At 61.3% G+C, this 17,718-nt stretch carries 16 protein-coding genes; 4 read left to right on the top strand and 12 right to left on the bottom strand.

Annotated features, from left to right (window positions below):
* Positions 1-73: 73 nt before the first annotated feature.
* The 4 genes from A9Z00_RS15605 to A9Z00_RS15590 all read right to left on the bottom strand — a co-directional run bounded on the left by A9Z00_RS15605 (position 74) and on the right by A9Z00_RS15590 (position 2,607).
* Complete coding sequence (locus A9Z00_RS15605) at positions 74-463, bottom strand: cupredoxin domain-containing protein (RefSeq protein WP_296979362.1); 390 nt, start codon at positions 461-463, stop codon at positions 74-76.
* 128 nt (positions 464-591) lie between these two features.
* Positions 592-1,260 (bottom strand): YhjD family protein, encoded by a 669-nt coding sequence (locus tag A9Z00_RS15600; RefSeq protein WP_296979360.1) that lies wholly within the window; start codon positions 1,258-1,260, stop codon positions 592-594.
* A 105-nt stretch (positions 1,261-1,365) separates the two neighbouring features.
* Positions 1,366-1,788 (bottom strand): phage holin family protein, encoded by a 423-nt coding sequence (locus A9Z00_RS15595; protein ID WP_296979358.1) that lies wholly within the window; start codon positions 1,786-1,788, stop codon positions 1,366-1,368.
* A gap of 21 nt (positions 1,789-1,809) precedes the next feature.
* Positions 1,810-2,607 (bottom strand): glucosaminidase domain-containing protein, encoded by a 798-nt coding sequence (locus A9Z00_RS15590; protein WP_296979356.1) that lies wholly within the window; start codon positions 2,605-2,607, stop codon positions 1,810-1,812.
* Positions 2,608-2,959: 352 nt separating this feature from the next.
* Here A9Z00_RS15590 and A9Z00_RS15585 point away from each other — a divergent pair, with 352 nt between their 5' ends.
* Positions 2,960-4,708 carry an alpha-glycosidase gene (locus A9Z00_RS15585; RefSeq protein WP_296979355.1) on the top strand — a complete coding sequence of 583 codons (1,749 nt, stop codon included), beginning with the start codon at positions 2,960-2,962 and terminating at the stop codon, positions 4,706-4,708.
* Positions 4,709-4,923: 215 nt separating this feature from the next.
* Here A9Z00_RS15585 and A9Z00_RS15580 read toward each other — a convergent pair whose 3' ends face one another.
* From A9Z00_RS15580 to A9Z00_RS15550, 7 genes are all read right to left on the bottom strand, one after another.
* A complete protein-coding gene (locus A9Z00_RS15580; protein ID WP_296979352.1) occupies positions 4,924-5,340 on the bottom strand; it encodes a tellurite resistance TerB family protein in 417 nt (138 codons plus the stop codon).
* Positions 5,341-5,577: 237 nt separating this feature from the next.
* Positions 5,578-7,407, bottom strand: coding sequence for a UbiD family decarboxylase (locus A9Z00_RS15575; RefSeq protein ID WP_296979350.1), 1,830 nt, complete (start codon positions 7,405-7,407; stop codon positions 5,578-5,580).
* Positions 7,408-7,523: 116 nt separating this feature from the next.
* Positions 7,524-8,012 (bottom strand): cation:proton antiporter regulatory subunit, encoded by a 489-nt coding sequence (locus A9Z00_RS15570; RefSeq protein ID WP_296979348.1) that lies wholly within the window; start codon positions 8,010-8,012, stop codon positions 7,524-7,526.
* A 23-nt stretch (positions 8,013-8,035) separates the two neighbouring features.
* On the bottom strand, positions 8,036-9,259 hold the full coding sequence (locus tag A9Z00_RS15565) for a cation:proton antiporter (protein ID WP_296979347.1): 1,224 nt from the start codon (positions 9,257-9,259) through the stop codon (positions 8,036-8,038).
* Between the two features lie 169 nt (positions 9,260-9,428).
* Positions 9,429-11,219: a hypothetical protein gene (locus tag A9Z00_RS15560; protein WP_483316333.1), complete on the bottom strand. Its 1,791-nt coding sequence runs from the start codon at positions 11,217-11,219 to the stop codon at positions 9,429-9,431.
* A gap of 589 nt (positions 11,220-11,808) precedes the next feature.
* The gene (locus A9Z00_RS15555) at positions 11,809-12,840 is read right to left on the bottom strand and encodes a LacI family DNA-binding transcriptional regulator (protein ID WP_296979344.1); all 1,032 of its coding nucleotides are present in this window, start codon (positions 12,838-12,840) and stop codon (positions 11,809-11,811) included.
* Positions 12,841-12,947: 107 nt separating this feature from the next.
* Entirely contained in the window at positions 12,948-14,570 is a 1,623-nt protein-coding gene (locus tag A9Z00_RS15550) for an alpha-L-arabinofuranosidase C-terminal domain-containing protein (RefSeq protein WP_296979342.1), read from the bottom strand.
* A 505-nt stretch (positions 14,571-15,075) separates the two neighbouring features.
* On the opposite strand from A9Z00_RS15550, the gene A9Z00_RS15545 reads away from it, so the two are divergent.
* Entirely contained in the window at positions 15,076-16,038 is a 963-nt protein-coding gene (locus A9Z00_RS15545; RefSeq protein ID WP_296979340.1) for a hypothetical protein, read from the top strand.
* Between the two features lie 53 nt (positions 16,039-16,091).
* Here A9Z00_RS15545 and A9Z00_RS15540 read toward each other — a convergent pair whose 3' ends face one another.
* Complete coding sequence (locus A9Z00_RS15540) at positions 16,092-16,745, bottom strand: stalk domain-containing protein (RefSeq protein ID WP_296979338.1); 654 nt, start codon at positions 16,743-16,745, stop codon at positions 16,092-16,094.
* Between the two features lie 334 nt (positions 16,746-17,079).
* On the opposite strand from A9Z00_RS15540, the gene A9Z00_RS15535 reads away from it, so the two are divergent.
* Both A9Z00_RS15535 and A9Z00_RS15530 read left to right on the top strand, forming a co-directional pair.
* Entirely contained in the window at positions 17,080-17,310 is a 231-nt protein-coding gene (locus A9Z00_RS15535) for a hypothetical protein (protein ID WP_296979335.1), read from the top strand.
* Between the two features lie 58 nt (positions 17,311-17,368).
* Positions 17,369-17,718 (top strand): helix-turn-helix domain-containing protein (locus tag A9Z00_RS15530; protein ID WP_296979333.1); only part of this gene is annotated, 350 nt, incomplete at its 3' end.

Below are 17,718 nucleotides of genomic sequence, written 5' to 3'. Positions count from 1 at the left end.
GCCCGCAACGCCGCACGCAAAAAGGAGCCCGCCTTTCCCGCGGACTCCTTCGTCATGCCGGGCTCGCCGCCAGTCACGCCGCTTCCACGATCAGCTTCGCCTTCATGTCGGCATGGCCGATGCCGCACGCGACCGAGCAGGCGATCTCGTATTCGCCGGGCTGGTCGAACACGACGTCCTGCTGCAGCTTGTCGCCTTCCAGCCTGATGCCGAGTTCCTTGATCTCGATGCCGTGAATGCCGCTCACGTTCTTCAGCACGAGACGGACGCTCTCGCCCTGCTTCACGCGGTATTCGGTCTGGTCAAACGTGAAGTCGTTGTAAGCCTCGATTTTGAGCAGCGTCATGCCCTCCGGCAGACCTTCCGACTCATCGACCGGCTTCTCCGGAAGCTCGAACGCGAGCAGATACAATCCGAACACGCATGCCGCGATGAAGACGCCGAACATGATCCATTTGTGCATTGCCACGTGCTCCCCTTCGTGCGGTAAAATGTCCACCCCTTATATTAACCAACCCGATGGAAACTTCTCAACCACCAACTGCGGGAAGACACAAAGTTTTCGGCCATGTGTGACAAAACGTTGAACATTCATTCCGGGGCGGCGTACCGCTTGAGCAGCCTCTCCGCCTCCGCCCGCACGAAACTCCACGGCATCGTGAACCGGTGGTGGTAGCCCCGGCAGACCCAGGCCGCCGTAAGCCCCTCCGCCTCCTTCCGCTCCTCGTACACCTTGATGCCGGACGAACGGAACAGCCGGCGCAGCGCGGCCAGCTCGAGCAGCGCCCGGTCCTGCAGCCCGCGCAGGACCGATTCGTAGAAGCGCGGCAGCTTCAGCTTCGACGAGCCGACGACGCGGATGTCGTGATCGAGGATGCGGACGGCGATGCCGAGCAGCACGTACCGCTTGACGGCCTCCAGTTCGTCGTCGCCCGGCAGGGGAGGCCGGGGCGGCTGCGGGCCCGTCTGTCCGGGGGCGGCCCCGGGATGCCCGGAACGATCCGCCGGTTGCCCGGACGCCTCCGCCCGCCGCCCGGTCCCGTCCCGCGGCCGGCCGGATGCCATGCCCGGCGGCGCGTTCCGGCCCGTGGGGTCGCCCGTCCAGGCTCCCGGCCAGGCGGGCTCGTCCTCCGGCTGCGCGGATTCGCCCTCCGATGGCGCGATGCCGGCCGGCGTCCGTCCGTCCGCCGCCGGCACCGCGGCGACCGGCATGGACGCCGTTCCGTCGCCTCCCGTCCGTGCGCTGATCTCCGCGGCCATATGGATCCCTCCATGATGCGAACATGTGTTCTTATTATAGCCGGTGATCGGCGCGGGGGTCAAGGGGCGCGGACGGAGCGCCCGGCCGGGCCCCGGCGGCTCCCGTCACTGCCGGTCGGGCGGCTGCCGGTCGCGCAGCACCGCGATCAGCGATTTCAGCTTGTCGGGAAACGGCACGCCGAGTTCGCCGCAATTTTCCGCGATCGAGATCAGCTCGTTGACCAGGTAGAAATAGATGGCACCGCTCATGACCGCCGATCCGCTGCCGAGCAGCACGTCGATCCGGTGGGCAAGCAGAATGACGAGCAGCATGACCCCCTTCATCGCGAGTCCGCGGAAGCCGATCGCGCTGGACAGCCCCTGCTTCTGCTTCACCGCCGCCGCCACGCCGGTCACGTAATCGACCCCGATCGCGACGACGAGCGCCGTGAGCGCCTCGGACCAGCCGCCGTACGCGAACGAAAGGATGGAGCCGAGCACCGCTCCCGCAGACGACAGGACCAGTCCGGGTGTGACGTGAAGCGCCATTTCGATCCCACCCCTCCGGCCTCAACGCCAAATCGAGACTTTCCGCGCGGCGCCGTCCCAGGCGACGCGGGCGCCGAGCGATTCGGCCAGCCGGCGGACCGGCACGAAGCCCGAACCATCGACCAACTTCGTCGGATACGGCTCGCCGTTGATGAGCACCTCGCCGGTCTTCCAGCCGACGATGGCGCCGAGCGCTTCGCCGATCAACCGTGCCGGTCCCCACGTGACCCCCGCGATCACGAAGCCGTCCGCGATCCGGTCGCCGTTCAGCTCGATCACGACCGGCGTTCCGTGCATGATCCGGTCCCCTTCCGGCCCGTCCGCCTCCGGCACGGTGCCGCTTGCCGGCGCTCCGTCCGCTTCCCGGTCATACCGCCGCAGGTCGTGGGCGTTCAGGATGTCGATCAGCTTGTCCGCGTAGTGCGGGTCCGTCGCGTAACCGCTGGCCTGCAGCGCCCGCGCCTGACGCTCCGGCGTGTCGGCGGCGCGGACCGGCGCATAGCGCGGAAGCTGCAGGAGCAGGTCCTGGTCCTTGTAGCAGTCGTAGACGCTGTCATAAGCCCGAAAGTCGGCCGCCTCGACGACGCTCCGGCCGTCGCGCACCTCCCATGTGTTGCGGTTGACGGTTTTGCCCCGCCAGTGCGCGTTCGGCTTGCCGCTGCCGACCTTGATGCCGCACACATTGTTCCAGGACGGGATCACTCCTCCGGTCTCGAGCAGGCTCTGCGCCAGCCGGACCGATACGAAAAGCGGCGAACCTTCGCGCCGGACGCGGATCGCGATCGGCGCCAGCGTCCGGAAAAACTGCTCGCGCGTCATGCCGTTCGCCTCCTCCCCCGAAAAAACGGATACCTGTCCTGCCGACAGCATATGCGCGCGGTGCGGAGAAGGTACGGGCCTTGACCATCTCCTTTCGCTCAACAGGGGCACCCGTGCCGTCCATCCCATCCAAAACCCCGGCAGGGAGAGCGTGTTTGGGGGGCGAGGAGGGGGACCGCGCGGCCTTGACCTGCGCAAAAGCCGCCTGATATACTGGAATCGACAATCTGAAGGCAATGCTACCCCAAAGGGTACAACCTCGGCTGGTTCGGGCTCGGGGTTGTACTTTTTTTGTCGGGACCATTGACCACGGAGGACACAATCTGGACGCCATACGGGAGGAATCGGGACCATGCTGCTCGAAGCGATCGAACACCGGCCCAAGGGGAATTGGGCCAGCGCCATCGGCCCCGGCACGGTGGAACTGAGGATCAGGACGAAGCGGGACGATGTGCGGGACGTGAGCGTGCTCGCCGGCGACAAATACGCGTGGGATCGGACGTCCGTCCTGCTTCCGATGCGCAAATTCGCCTCCGACGCGCTGTTCGACTACTGGCGGGCGCCCGTGACGCCGCCTTACCGACGGCTGTGCTACGCGTTCCGGATCGTCGACGGCGAAAGCGAAATGTGGCTCACCGAGCGCGGCTTCTCGCCGGACAAACCCGCCGGCCCGCAGCATCTGTTCGAATATCCGTACATCAACCCGTGCGATATCTTCGAACCGCCGGCATGGGTGAAGGACGCGGTGTTCTACCAGATTTTCCCCGAACGGTTCGCGAACGGCGATCCGTCCAACGATCCGGAAGGCGTGGAGCCCTGGGGCGGCGAACCGACGCCGTCGAATTTCTTCGGCGGCGATCTGCAGGGCGTGATCGACCATCTCGACTACCTTGCGGAGCTCGGCGTCACCGCCATCTATTTCACGCCGGTGTTCGAGGCGCCTTCGAACCACAAATACGACACGCGCGACTACCTGAAGGTCGACCCGCATTTCGGCACGAACGAGAAGCTGAAGGAGCTCGTCGACGCCTGCCACGCCCGCGGCATCCGCGTCCTGCTCGACGCCGTGTTCAACCACGCCGGCCGCACCTTCCCGCCGTTCCAGGATTGCCTGGAGAAGGGAGAAAAATCGCGGTACGCGGACTGGTTCCACGTGCGGGAATGGCCGCTCAGCGTGAAGGACGGCATCCCGACCTTCGAGACGTTCGCGTTTACGGACCACATGCCGAAGTTCAATACGGAAAATCCGGAAGTGCAGGAATATCTGCTCGGCGTCGCCCGCTACTGGATCGAGGAGGCCGGCATCGACGGCTGGCGGCTCGACGTCGCGAACGAAGTCGACCACAAGTTCTGGCGCAAGTTCCGCGACACCGTGAAATCGGTCAAGCCCGACGCCTACATCCTCGGCGAGATCTGGCACGACGCGCTGCCCTGGCTGCAGGGCGACCAGTTCGACGCGGTGATGAACTACCCGTTCACCACGGCCGTGCTCGACTTCTTCGTCGAGCGGACGCTCGACGCGAAGGGGTTCGCCGACCGGCTCGGCCGGTTGCTCGCCTCCTATCCGACGAGGGCGACGGAGGTCGCCTTCAATCTGCTGGGCAGCCACGACACGCCGCGCCTGCTCACCCGGTGCGGCGGGAACACGGCGCTCATGAAGCTCGCCGCCCTCGTGCAGTTCACGTTCGTCGGCGTGCCCTGCATCTACTACGGCGACGAGATCGGACTGACGGGCGGCCACGACCCCGGCTGCCGGAAATGCATGGAATGGGACCCGGCGCGCCAGAACCGGGACCTGCTCGGGTTCTACCGCTGGCTGATCGCGCTGCGCCGCGGCGCCGAAGCGCTGCGCACCGGCGAGTTCCGCGTACTGCGCGCCGAACCCGGCGATCGGGTGTTCGCCTATGCGCGCGTTGCCGGAGAAGAGCAATACGCGATCGTCGTGAACAACCAGGACCGGCCCGCGTCGGCGCAGATTCCGCTCGGCGAAGGCAAGTGGACGGACGTCCGCACGCGGGAGGCGCTGGACGTGCCCGGCGGCCTGGCCGACGTCGATCTCGAGCCGTTCGGCTTCCGGGTCTGGTACAAGACGGCCGGTTGACGTCCGGCCGTCCGTCGGATGCGTTGATGCCGTCCGGCCGCCGGCTCTCCCGCGGCCGCGCCCTTTTCCGCCCGTCCGGGTGATCCGCCGGCAGGCGAGCCGTGCCCGGACGAGGGTTCCGTCATCCGGTCGGCCGTTCGCGCCGGCATCGCCCGCCGCAAGCAGGAAAGCCTCCCGGCCCCGTGGCCGGGAGGCTTGTCTTTGCCCGGATCGCGTCACCGTTCCGGATCGAGGATGAGCTTCACGCCCTCCGTTCGGAGCCGATCCATCCGGTTCGCCCAGTCCAGGAACCGCTCGAACACCTCGTCCGAAAACCCGAACACGCGCTTCACTTCCCCGATGATCCGCCGCTCGTGCTCGCCCATGTTGCCGTCCGCCAGCACCAGCAGCATCAGCTCCGCGAGGAACACGCGCTTGACAGGCTCATCCTGAATCCCCCTGAGCCAGCTTTCGATATCGGCCGGAGCGTCGCAAGACGTCTCCGGTTCCTCCAAAAGTCCGAGTTCGTCCATGAAGGCGTGCAGATAGCTGCGTTCGTTGCTTGCGACGAAGCCGTCCGCGCCTGCCAGATGGCGCGCCAGCTTCATGAAGGCGATTTTGTGCTCCGGTTTCTGCAGCAGATGAAGGTACAACGTTCCCAGCTCCTTGGAAGAAAAACGTTTCCTTTTCCGGATTCGACGCCGGATGCCGGAACTCCTTCCGGTCCTCGCCCGGAACGACCCGCGCCCTGAACCGCCCCGCGCCCCGACCGGACGGCACAGGCTCGATCCGTCCCGACCGGCCCGCACAACTCCGGTTCGCGCCCGGAAACGGTTCGCGCCCGCTCCGCGCGCCGTCCGGACCGCGGACGGCGGACATGGCGCGGCCGCCTACAGAATGCCGGCCAGGCTGCCGCCGCGCGCGAACAGCCGGTCGATCCGCTTCTCCACCGCCGGATCGGGTTCGAGCGGCGGCGCGTGATGGGGTTTCGACCGCGCGTCGATGATTACGTTGTCGCAGCCCCAATGCTTCCAGGCGTATCCGGCGTTGACGCCGTAGATGTCGTGCGACGGATTGCTGCGGGTGAACGTCACCCACAGGAAGTTGCGCAGCGATGCGGCGGCGAATCCGCTGTCGTCGACGATCACGATGAGCGGACACTCGTCCAGCGGCCCGCGCGCGGCCAGCGCGTCCGTCAGCCCGCGCATTTGCCGCTCCGCCTTCCCGTAGCCGGTGAACGCCGGCCCTTCCAACACGACGACGCCCGGCATGGCGAGCCGCGCGCCGCCGAATTCCCCGAGCTCCCGCAGCGCCGCCGGCACTTCCGTGCACAGGCTCCGCCGCTTCGGGCCGCATGCCGCGAAGACGACCTTGCTGCCCTCGTGCAGCCCGGTGCCGGAATAGTCGAGGGTGTCGATCGTCGTGTTCGTCTGAAAATGGATGTCCCGCCTGAGATCGATCCGCTCGAGCACCCAGCCGAAAAATGCCTCGATCCGCCGCGTGCTGAGCGGCCGGTCCTCCTCGGCGGCGATGAACAGATATTTCGCCAGGCTGAGCTGCCCCGTGCCGAGGATCCGGTTCGCGATCGTGAGCAGTTCCATCGGCCGGCGCAGCTCCGCATACGGCGTGTACCGCTCGCTGCCGATCGCGAGCAGCAGCGGATGCACGCCCGCCGCGTCGACGGCGTGCACCTCCTTCACGCCGGGAATCTCCTGCCTGACGGCCTCGCCGGTCAGCTCATGGACCAGCTCTCCGAAGACGGTGTCCTCCTGCGGCGGTCGGCCGACGACCGTGAACGGCCAGATCGCGTTCCGCTTCGCGTACACCCTGCGCACGTGCATGACGGGAAAGGGATGCACGAGGCTGTAATAGCCGAGATGGTCGCCGAACGGCCCTTCCGGCTTCGTCTCGCCGGGACGGATCTCGCCCGTGATCACGAAATCGGCGTCCGCGCTGATGAAGTGACCGTCCGCGTCGTAACCGTACCGGAACCGGCGGCCGGCAAGCAACCCGGCGAAGAGCAGCTCGCTGAGCCCCTCGGGCAGCGGCATGACGGCCGCCAGCGTGTGGGCGGGCGGACCGCCGACGAAAATGCTCACCTTGAGCGGTTCGCCCCTGCGCGCCGCCTTGTGCTGGTGAATGCCGATGCCGCGGTGAATTTGATAGTGCAGGCCGATCTCGCGGCCCGGAACATACTCGTTGCCGTCGAGCTGCACGCGGTACATGCCGAGGTTTGCGTGCATCGGTCCGGGCTTGTCCGGATCCTCCGTATACACCTGCGGCAGCGTGATGAACGCCCCGCCGTCCTTCGGCCAGAACTTGAGGTGCGGCAGATCGGCCACCGCGATCTCTTCGAACGCGGAGGCCGCATGGCGCACGCGCCTCGGCAGCGCGTTCAGCGCCGCCAGAGCGGCGCCGGCGTGCCGCAGCGGCTCCCGGAGCGCCCGCACCGGATCGTTCCGCAACGCGATCACGCGCTGCGCCGCTTCCCATGTGCGGCGGAAAATGAACCGGCTCCGCTCGCGCGTGCCGAACAGGTTCGACACGGCGCGGTAGCGCGTCCCCTTCACGTTCTCGAACAGCAGCGCCGGTCCGCCGGCCTCGTGCACGCGCAGATGGATCGCGGCCATCTCCAGTTCGGGATCCACTTCCTCGCGGACCCGGACCAGATGGCCGTGCCGTTCCAGATCCAGCAGGCAGGCTTCCAATGAGCGGTACATCGGCCAGCTCCTTTCTCCTGTTGTCATTGCCGACGGATGATCGTGACCCGCAAGCGTCCGAAAGCAGAAAAAGGCCGATCCGCGGGACCAGCCTTTTTCTCCCCCTCGAAATGCGATCAGCCGTTGTGCAGCAATTCGTTGAACTTCTTGATCTGCTGCCGGTCGCCCGCGACGACGACCGTCATGTCGGCCTCCAGCCGGTCGTCCGGCCCGGGGTTGATCTTCTGCCTGCCCTTCTCCACGAAGGCCAGGATCGTCGCTCCGGTCCGCTGGCGAACCTGCAGCTCGGCGATCGTCTTGCCGACGCTCGGACTGTGGGGCTCCACCTTGGCCCATTCGATGACAAGTTCGTCCAGCGACACCTGGGGCATCTCGAGCTGCTTCGGCTTGTACTGCATGCCCCCGATGATGGACGCGACCTGTCTCGCTTCCTCGTCGTCGAGCGTCACCTGCGAGATCGTCTCTTCCGGATCGTCGTCCTCGAAATGGTAAAGCTCCCTTCTGCCATCGTCATGGATGACGATGACCAGTCTATCCCCCGAATTGGCGTCGATCTGAAATTTCTTGCCGATGCCAGGCAAGTCCGACTCGTGAATGATAGCCATTCCTCACTGCATCCTCCGTTCGATTATTCGGTACCCCTGTGCTTGAGAGGCTCTTTCGCCTTGCTCCAGCCGAAGATGCGGTTCAGCACCGCGTAGATATGTTTGGACTCCTTCGCAAGGAGCGGTCCGGCAATCGCCAGGATGAGGACATACATCGCGGAGAACGGCTGAATCATGGAGGCCAGCCCGGCCGCAGCCGCCAGGTTCGCCACGATGATCGTGAACTCGCCCCGCGCCACGACGGTCAGCCCGATGTTCATCGACGCCTTGTGCGACAGACCGGCCCTGCGGCCCGCGATCATGCCCGCCGCGATGTTGGCGATGAGCGTGATGACGACCGCGCCCACGGCGTACCCGACGGCTCCGCCGAGGGAGGTCGGGTCGATGCCGAGACCGAAGCTGAAGAAGAAGACGGCGCCGAAGAAGTCGCGGAACGGCACGACCAGGTGCTCGATGCGCTTGCTGTGTTCGGTCTCCGAGAGCGCCAGGCCGAGCAGCAGCGCGCCGATCGCCTCCGCCACATGCAGCTTCTCCGAAAAACCGGCGACGAAGAACAGGATGGCGAAGATGACGATGATGAAAATCTCGTTCGACGTAATGTTGAGCAGCCTGTTCAATATCGTTCTGCCCCGGTTGCCGATGAGGAAGAACAGCAGCATGTAGCCGACCGAAATGCCGACGGACGTCAGAACGCCCAGTACCGTCGTCCCGCCCCCGAGCAGCAGGCCGGACATGATGGACAGGAAGACGGCCAGGAACAGGTCGTCGAACAGGACCATGCCGAGAATGAGCTCCGTCTCCGAGTTACCCGTCCGGCGAAGGTCCACGAGCGTCTTCGCGACGATCGCCGTCGACGACACGGACATCATCCCCGCGATCATCAGCGCTTCATAGATCGGGAATCCGGCGATGAGACCGAATCCGAGGCCGAGCACAAAATTTAAAATAACATAAACGGAACCTCCGAACACGATCTTTCTTCCCGATCGGACCAGCTTCGATACGGAGAATTCCAGCCCTACATAGAAGAGCAGGAACAGCACGCCGATTTTGCCCAGGAACGAGATGACTTCCTGGCTCCCGACGAAGGTCAGATCGATGAAGCCGAGCTCCGGAGCGTGCGGCCCGACCAGCATCCCGAGCACGATCAGGAAAGGGATGATGGACATCCGCAGTTTGCCGGCGATGAGCGAGAACAATGCGATGAGCAGAAGCGCGGTACCGACCTCAAAGATGATATGGTCCATTGAGCGGCTATCTCCCTCCCTTGACGGTCGTGATGCCTGTGACCATTATAACGGAATTGTCGGGTGATATCCATTTTCGTGTACCGCCAACCTCAAGTCCGAAAAAAAAGCCCGCCCGGGCGGTCAGGCCGCCGGGGCAGGAGAGGGCAAGACGGTGGTGCTGCGGTCATCAGAACTCGGGGAACGAATCGGATGCGTAGGCGAACAGTTCGTACTCTCCGCCGATCTCATAGACGACATACAGATATTGCACCCGGCCGTTCAGCTCGAAGACGAACATGCCGTGGTCAACCCTGGTTCCGCGGTCGATGATCTCACGGACTGTCGCATGTACGGGCTCGTCGGCGAGCAGGTAGTAGGCATTCGGGTTGAATTCGTGACCCGCGTCAAATACGAAGACGCATCTGCCCGTGTCGGGATTGCTCCCGTCATACACCAGATGCAAATAACTGCTCAGATACCCTGTCGTGAGTTCGTAAACCTGCACGTCCGAGAGCCGGCCCGACGAATCGGCGGCCACCACGAACAGTTCATACTCCCGGCCGAAATCCAGATCCATCAGGGTGAAAGACGCCTTGTCGGCAGAAACGGCGACACTGTCGCCCTGCCGTTTCGCGAGCGCCCGGTTCATGACCTCGGATGCCGGATACACATCCGGTGACGCGTCTTTTCTTTCATAGTAGTAATAAACCTGCGTCGCATCGTCCGTCTCGATCGTCACATGGGCGAAATTGCTCCCGACGGTATAGACTTCGTCGGTCACCGTCGGATTGCCGGGCGGCATGAACACGATCGGCACGGGGAAGAAGTCCTCCCCCTGCTTTACCGCCAGGGTTGCCGTTGCGCTTGGCGAACCCGGGCGGGCTCTCACCGTGATGGTCACGATCGCATCCTCCCGGACGAACAGGCTCGCATTTGCCCGCAGGACGATGTTGCCGGAGCCGTCCATCTCAAGCGGAGAGACGACGACCAGGCGCAGGTTCCCGGAAACGGCGACCAGTTCGCGCATGAGCCAATCCACGTCCTTGATCAGACCGCCGTACTGATCGTACACGCGGACGATCAGCTCCGCGGACCGGCCGGGCTCCAGCGGCTCGGCCGGAACGCCGTCGATTTCGATCGCCGAGACGACCCGGCTTTCACCGACCTGATAGGTTTTGGTCTCGAGCAGCCCGGAATTTGCATGCAGGATGGCAAGATCGACGCTGTCGCCCGGTTTGGCTTTTTCCAGCAGATGCACCAGAACAGCCGACCGTTCCGGTATCCGTTCGATCGACGCGTTGGTCGCGGCGAAGCGGATTTCCATGTCCTTCGCGTCCATCGCCTCGCCGAACTGGTTCAGGACGAAGAACGGCACCTCGACATGGTCGTTGTACGGCAGCGTATCCGGTCCGCCCCATTCGAGCCCGGACACCCGCTCCGCCTCCGTCGTGAACCCGTACGCGGCCTGATTCGGATCAATCGAGTCCGAACCCGAAATGGAGACCTCGTAAGGCCCGCCGTCCAGCGGTTCTGCAAGTTGCAAGACGACCCGGTAGCCGTACTCGCTCCATTCGAGCGACTCGATGCCGACGGGCGTTCGATCGGAGCCGCGGACGACCGCGATCTCCATGTCCGACGGATCGGGCGGGGCGTTCAGGCGAACCTCGACCCGCTTTCCGCCGATCTGTTTCGCGGTTGTAATGCCGAATCCGTTTTGCCCGACATGTTGCTCATTCATGCCATAAGCTGCCTCGACAAGCGAATCGCGATCGGCGGCAACTTTGTAATTGTTCCTCGGCCCGATCAGCCCGTTCTCGAGCGCCGCCGCCACATACTGTTTCGCCCAGTCGCTCACTTCGCCTTCGACAGAAACATCCTCATATGTCGACAGGTTCAGCGCCCTCACCGTCACGGCGACCAAATGCTCGATCGTCGCATCGCCGTAAGGATCGAACTTGCAGCCGCCGACGCCATTCATCAGCTTGGCCTTTGTGACAGCCTCAATGTAGGGGGCATACACGTCGGCCGGGTCCACATCCGTGTACCCGCATGCCCCTCCTTCGCCTGCATTCTCTCCGCTTGAAGAGTCCGTCGACAATCCTTCCAGCATGGCGAGCAACTTCGCCAATTGTGCCCGGGACACCGAACCGTCTTCCGCGTTGCCATCCGGAAAGCCTTCGAAATATCCGGCCTCAACCAACTCGGCGAATTTTTGCTGAGTCGATTTTTCAGAACCATCCGCGGACGCCGCCTGCGCGAATGCGGCAAAGAGCAGAAGGAGCAGCGGCAAACATTTCATCCGTCCGTACATGTTCTTTTTCACCTCCTTTACGCCCTTCAAAGGGCAATTAATCATTATTTCGGCAAGAAACGAAAGCGCTTTCTGATTCCCCGGACCTATTTTTCAAATAAAATTATCTAAAAAATTACCTTTATTTTTCCATTAAGGATAATGGTGTCTAATTTTCGACCAAAACAGCGGAATCGGTTATCATTCCGGCGCCGAAGAAAACAAAAATGCCTGCCGCGCATGTCACGGCAGGCCGGACATCCGTTTTTTCGCCGTTCTACAGTTCCCTGACAAATCCGCCGCAGGACTCGCGGAATATGAACGGTGTCTCGAACACGACCGATTTCGGATTCGCGCAAGGATCCTGGATCAGGCCCATCACAAGCCGGATGCAGGCCGCGGCCATCTCTTCCACGGGCAGCTTCACCGTCGTGAGGGGCGGAACGCTGTATCGCTCGGCTTCATGGTCGCCGTAGGTGACAATCTCCAGGTCCTCCGGTATGCGGATGGCCGCTTGATGGAACACGGGCAGGGCACCGACCGCCATGATGCCGATCGGAAAGAAGATGGCGGTCGGCCTCTCGCCTCCCCCTTCCACGATCCGGCGGGCGGCGCTGTTGCCGCCTTCCATCGACATCGGGGCGACCTGGATGTGGCGGTCTTCCAGTTCGAGGCCGTATCGCGCGCACGATTCGACGAATCCCCGGAAGCGATGATTGTTCCTCGCGTTCACCAGATGTTCCGGAGCGATCACGCCGACTTTCCTGTGGCCGCGGTTGGCGAACAGCTCCGCGACCTTGCGGCCGGTCTCGTAGGTATCGACATAGACGCAGCTGTAGACGCTGCTTTCCCGATTGAACAGCACGGCGGGCACGCTGAATTTGTTGTTTTCGAGCCAGCGCTGTTCCTCGGCGGATACGCCCGTGATGATCGCGCCGTGATAAATGCCCCGGTCGCACATCTCCTTGATTTTGTCGACATTGCCGCGCTTGTAGGGCTGAATGGTCATTTCGAACTCGCATTCCTGCTCGAGGATCGGATTTTGCGCCCCCGTGAAGAAGCGTCCGAGCAGTTCCGGCGCGAGATCGGACGGCCAGAAGGTGGCGATGGACGGCAGGTTCCGGAGGTCCGGCTGCCTGAGCCGCCTTGCGGAAATATTGGGCAGATAGCCGAGGCCCTGCGCGACCTCGAGCACCCGCTGCTGCGTCTTTTTCGAGATCCGCATTTCATCGCCGCGGCCGTTCAGCACGAGCGACACGGTGCCGACCGACAGCTTCGTCCGCCTGGCAATTTCCCTGATCGTGGACATTCCCATACTTCCCGTTCCATTTGTGTTACCCCTTTTATAAGAAATGGCGGGAAAGATGTCAAGAACGCCGGAATCCGGAATGCCGGAATGACGGCTTTCCCGGTTGGTCAGGGTTTCGCGAGACGGATCACGTTCCACGACAGTTTCCTGGTCAGCGCCGACACCTTCCCGGCATCCATCCGGGTTCCGGGATTCGCCCGGGGAATGATCGCGTCCGGCATGTCGTGACGGTTCCCTTTGTTCAGATCGTCCGTGTACATTTCCAGATGCTCGACAAGCCGGTATCCTTCGAATCCTCTCGCGTCCAGTTCGACCAGGATGTCATGCTCGGCCGAACGATTGATGAGAAAGACGACGGCTTCGCCCCTGTCTTCGTGGTGAACGGCGGCCGCCTCGATCGCCTGCACGTTCTCGTAGGCGTGGCATTGGACCGATCCGGACAGGGCGAACTGCTCCGTGTTGAAGGTCGGACCGTCGACCACGGGCAGAATCGACATGCCGCCCCGGGCCAGCCGGTTCATTTGATGGAAGGGATAATAGGCCGCGTTCTTCCAGACGTGCCGGCCGTCGAAGGCGATCGCGTTCCGGAGCCCGCCGGTCATGCAGGCGATCTTGATCCGGTCCGCATGGCGCAGGAACGTGAGCAACGCCGACGCCATCGCGAGGGCGGTCAGCATCTGATGGTCATGGAACCGCCGCGTGCTTTCGGCATCTTCCCCGTCCAGCCAATCCAACGGATTTTTGAACACATTCTCGCGCGGCGCGAACTGGAAGTAGCTCTTCGTGACGTCGTGCCATCCCCTTCGGCCGAACGGCACCTCGACCGGCTTGCCGAAACGGGCGCCGTATTCGTCGAAGGAAATGTACATTTTCTTGGGCGTGCGGATCTTGGTTTGGATATAGTCGCAGATGGCAAGGGTCGTCCGGATGTAATCTTCCAGCACGGAGGAGAAGTTGAGCAGGTTCGCGATGTCGCCTTCCGGCACGACATGGTAATGGTGCAGCGACACGTAATCGACCGACTCGTAGCATTGCTCGAGCGCCGCCATCTCCCATTCGGGAAAATGTTTGTGGTGATCCGACGTGCCCGCGAACACCGTCTCCGCCTTGTTGTCGATCCATTTGATCACCTTGGAAATCTCGTGGGTGCGGATGCCGAAGCCGACGGGATCCTTCTCCCAGGAGCCGATCTGCCAATGGCCGTCCATCTCGTTGCCGAGATACCAGGTCCGGATCGGATACGGATCGGGATGGCCGTGTTTCCGCCTGAGATCCGACCAGTACGTGCCGCCGGGATGGACCGAGTACTCGACGAGCTGCGCGGCGCTCTTGATGCCTTCCGTTCCGAGGTTGATCGTGTACATCGGTTCCGTACCCGCGCGGCGGGCCCATTCCAGATACTCGTCATGGCCGATGATGTTCGGCTCGAGCTTGAACCAGGCCAGATCGAGCTGCACCCGGCGCTGCTCCAGCGGCCCGATGGACGCTTTCCAGTCCCACCCCGACACGAAGTTGCCGCCGGGAAGGCGAATCGCGGGAAGATCAAACTCCCTTACGGCATCGATGATGTCCCGGCGGAACCCCATGTCATCGGCGGTCGGATGATTGGGGTTGTAGATGCCGCCGTACACCCAGTTCCCGATCGGTTCCAGAAACGCGCCGAACAACCGCTTGTCCACGATGCCGATTTTGTACGACGGGTGAACGGTGACGCTGGCCTTTTTGATCATGGGATACCTCCGTTCCGTTGGCTGCATGATCGTTTTAGCATGAATCAGGATAGCGCTTTCTCAAATGGCTGTCAATCGTTGGATTGACGGGAAAACCGGAATCCCTTGCGGCGGCTCGGATGCCGTTCCGCCCGGCAGGCGGGCTTGAACCCGCATCGGATGGCCGGGCGCTTTTTTTTTGAATTCAAATTTCGCGGCAGGTTGTTTGTTTCGGATCTCGCCACACTTTTATCTGACAAGAACAAAGACGAAGCGGCCGCCACCGGAGCAGACGTGCTTCATCTTTGTTCTTGCATGGGACGAGAAAGTCTGAAACTTGGGGGGAAAGTTTCAGACGCCCCCATCGTACCCGGCATGTTGCCTGTCAACAAAACCAAATGATCAAGGGGGATGTTCCACAATGTCCTGTTCGCAAACCGATCTTACCGCGACAACGATAACGAATGCTCCTACGCCTACCAGCATTTCCGGCGCTTCCCGAAGCGGGACCAGTCGCAGGCTGTTTGTGAGCGACAACCCCGAGGAACTCAAAGACAGCAGAATCTTCACCAACAACATGGCCACGCTGTGGCATGATACGGCGTGGGGGCTCACCAGGGTTTCCTATCGGGTATACATCTGGCACTATAACAACCTGGGCACAAAGGCAAGAATCGCCGTAACGGTCGGCAACGCTTCGACGACAAGCAAATTGAAAATTGAAAATGTGCGCTGGCAATTGTCATCGGAAATTCCGAACAACCGGGATTTTCTCACCGGCTCCGGGCTGTGCCTCGCCAAGGCGCAGCTTGGCGGAACCCTCGATTCCACGACACCCGTTGACAGCGTCGTTGAATCCAACAGACTCGGGATCGTCAAAGAATTCGAGATCAGCAACGGCTATGTGAGGGGTGCCGTACTGGAGTTCGATATTGCAAGCTCCGACAATTCGGAGATGCTGTACAAGGTTCGTACGGTGGCCGCCAACTCTTCGACGGCCAACTTCAGGAACCATCAAGGCGCGCCGGTAACTTCCGACGGAACGCATCCCAGAGGTTCATGGAGCTTTTCAGACCTTGTCGGCAACAAGATCACCTTCAACCTCGGGAGCGGCAGACAGAGCGTCAATATTTCGAATGGATCGACCGATAACCTGTTTACGGCCGGCAGTTCCTACGACTCGGCCAATGCGCTGGACAACAAAGGTCACTATGGGGCCAATTATACGGTCAATGTCGACCTGAATAACAATACCGACTCGGATAAAACAGCAATCCTTTATCTCAATGCAAGGGGAGGAACCTATATCGGCGCGGTGAGGGTGAATAACGGAACCACCTATGGTGTCCCGAAGATATCGCAATTAACCGGCGCAGTCAAAATTCATCAGGTGCTTGTCCCGAAGCGATCGACCGTCCCCGTCAAAGTGGAGCTGGCCCACGGCGGCGGCGGGGCCATGCCTGTCGCGCTGCTGTGCGAAGTCGTCTGAACACCGGAAGGCCATGGAACCCATCCATGGCCTTCCTCCCGTCGTGTCATTCGTCATTTGTAATAATGCTGATTGTCGACCGTAAGTCCCGGGAAAACCGTATATTCGGTCAGTTCCCGCTCGTTGGATATCTGAATCGATGCGATTTTTCCCTGATAAATATTCGGTCCGGAGAAGGTAAAGTCCCAATCTTCCATTTTCAGAACATCCCGGTCCCCTTTGAATACGACCTGAACGCGCATTCTCCAGACGGAATCGACATAGGCCAGATCGCGAAACCGAAAATCGACGATTCTTCCGGTTACGCCGCCGTTGTATACGAATTCGCGATCGGATGTGAAATCTTCGGACAGCAAGGACTGCATCTTTTCCAGGTCCTGCTCGTCGTAAGCGATGAAAAATGCCAACGCCTTGTTCCTCGCCGAGACCCACTCGGGTCGGCTGATATCCATCTCGCTTTTCCATATGTCCGGGTTGACGATAACCGCTTGATTCTTCGCATCCCACCGGACATCCTGGTGAAGTTCCTTCGCGATTGTGCTGATCGGCACCAGAACCCGGCCGTTCACGATTCTGGGCGGCACATCCGCCGCGATCGTATTCCCGTTGATGATCAGCTTGATGTTTCCCGCGGCGATCACCGCCCCGGCAACCGCCACAACCGTGAGCACGCCCAGCAGAAAGCTTGCCGCCAGCTTTTTCTTCATCGTGTCATCCTCCCTTGTTCATCTTGCCTTTTTCTTTCGGTTGTCCGAATAACTTTATTCGTCCATTTCAAGTAGCTATTTCCTATTGGTTAGACGATGCGTCTGACGAAAAGTTGCATTTGGTCCGCCAACTTACCCGCAAACGATCCAGGTTGTCCATGAAACCTCATGAATCATTGACGAAGAATACTTCACATCATTAACCATCACATCGTTTTGGTCTTCCCGTTTGTCTATTAATTGAAATTTATTCACATCTTGTAAGTTGGTTGTTTTTGCCGGCTTCCGAAACACTGTAAATTACAGGAATATCAGATAAAAGGAGGAGATGTGCATGAATCGGGTTGCCGCGATTTATGACAACTCCAAAGGCAAGGCGCAAAAGAGGGCAAAGAAGAAGTCGGGTTCTCTCTCAACCGATTTTATGGTCGAGCGTTTCTTTTCATATCCCCAAAACGAACATCTTCTCCGTTCGTACCTTGACAATCCGTCACCGGAAGGTTGGAAGAAGCTGGAGGAAGCCTTTGTCAATTTCTGTTTTGAAGTGCCTGTCGTTGTTCTGTGATATTGTCAGGGTGTAACTGATCCGAGAAAATGTCAGTATGGGTAAGGAGCAGATCACCTTGACGAAGAGCGAACTGAAACGCGCTATGGTTCTTGAAAAATGGATCGATGGCCATCTCGCGGAACAGGATGTCGCGCGCATTCTTGGCATCAGTATTCGGCAAGCGTATCGGCTTAAGGCCAAATATCGCCTCGGAGGTGCACAAGCCATCGCTCATGGGAATCGGGGCCGTAAGCCCGCTCATACCTTGGCCGATTCGCTTAATCAACGCGTTATGCTCCTGTATCAGGAGCGCTACTTCGGAAGCAATGCCACCCACTTTGCCGAGCTGTTGGCCGAACACGAAAACATCCATTTAAGCGTCTCTTCGGTCCGCCGCATTCTGCTGGAAGGCGGGTTGCGTCCCGC

It is taken from the genome of Thermobacillus sp. ZCTH02-B1, from assembly GCF_002159085.1.
Classification (GTDB): Bacteria; Bacillota; Bacilli; order Paenibacillales; family Paenibacillaceae; genus Thermobacillus.
This window is presented reverse-complemented; position numbering and strand designations above follow the sequence as displayed.

Excerpts from the sequence above, each read along its gene's own strand:
- A9Z00_RS15605 (WP_296979362.1), bottom strand. The coding sequence starts at position 463 with ATGCACAAATGGATCATGTTCGGCGTCTTCATCGCGGCATGCGTGTTC.
- A9Z00_RS15600 (WP_296979360.1), bottom strand. The coding sequence starts at position 1,260 with ATGGCCGCGGAGATCAGCGCACGGACGGGAGGCGACGGAACGGCGTCC.
- A9Z00_RS15595 (WP_296979358.1), bottom strand. The coding sequence starts at position 1,788 with ATGGCGCTTCACGTCACACCCGGACTGGTCCTGTCGTCTGCGGGAGCG.
- A9Z00_RS15590 (WP_296979356.1), bottom strand. The coding sequence starts at position 2,607 with ATGACGCGCGAGCAGTTTTTCCGGACGCTGGCGCCGATCGCGATCCGC.
- A9Z00_RS15585 (WP_296979355.1), top strand. The coding sequence starts at position 2,960 with ATGCTGCTCGAAGCGATCGAACACCGGCCCAAGGGGAATTGGGCCAGC.
- A9Z00_RS15575 (WP_296979350.1), bottom strand. The coding sequence starts at position 7,407 with ATGTACCGCTCATTGGAAGCCTGCCTGCTGGATCTGGAACGGCACGGC.
- A9Z00_RS15570 (WP_296979348.1), bottom strand. The coding sequence starts at position 8,012 with ATGGCTATCATTCACGAGTCGGACTTGCCTGGCATCGGCAAGAAATTT.
- A9Z00_RS15565 (WP_296979347.1), bottom strand. The coding sequence starts at position 9,259 with ATGGACCATATCATCTTTGAGGTCGGTACCGCGCTTCTGCTCATCGCA.
- A9Z00_RS15560 (WP_483316333.1), bottom strand. The coding sequence starts at position 11,219 with ATGAATGGCGTCGGCGGCTGCAAGTTCGATCCTTACGGCGATGCGACG.
- A9Z00_RS15555 (WP_296979344.1), bottom strand. The coding sequence starts at position 12,840 with ATGTCCACGATCAGGGAAATTGCCAGGCGGACGAAGCTGTCGGTCGGC.
- A9Z00_RS15550 (WP_296979342.1), bottom strand. The coding sequence starts at position 14,570 with ATGATCAAAAAGGCCAGCGTCACCGTTCACCCGTCGTACAAAATCGGC.
- A9Z00_RS15540 (WP_296979338.1), bottom strand. The coding sequence starts at position 16,745 with ATGAAGAAAAAGCTGGCGGCAAGCTTTCTGCTGGGCGTGCTCACGGTT.
- A9Z00_RS15535 (WP_296979335.1), top strand. The coding sequence starts at position 17,080 with ATGAATCGGGTTGCCGCGATTTATGACAACTCCAAAGGCAAGGCGCAA.